The following is a 255-nucleotide window of genomic DNA, read 5'->3' on the forward strand; positions in this document are numbered from 1 at the left end:
GGGGAGATGGCGGCGGAGAGCGTCGGCAGGCTGAGACGGTAGTTGCCCGCATCGGCCCCCGTCAGGCCGAGCCCCGACAGGGCCACCGCGATCCCGGTGCCGGCGTTCCTGCTGGCGAAGGTGCCGACCCCGGTGCCGGTCAGCGTGACCGCATCGGTGCCGAACGGGGTGATCGACGGGGTGCCGGCGAGCGTGGCGGCGGTGGTGCCGTCGTAGGTCCTGTCGCGGGCGGAGAGGGTGCCGACGAGGAGCGTG

1 protein-coding gene is annotated in these 255 nt (G+C 74.5%); it reads right to left on the minus strand.

Annotation, left to right across the window (positions count from 1 at the left end; all coding sequences use genetic code 11):
* A partial coding sequence (locus EOE48_RS29585) for a YDG domain-containing protein (protein ID WP_187371609.1) occupies positions 1-255 on the minus strand: 255 nt, incomplete at both ends.

Source organism: Methylobacterium oryzihabitans (assembly GCF_004004555.2).
Lineage (GTDB): Bacteria > Pseudomonadota > Alphaproteobacteria > Rhizobiales > Beijerinckiaceae > Methylobacterium > Methylobacterium oryzihabitans.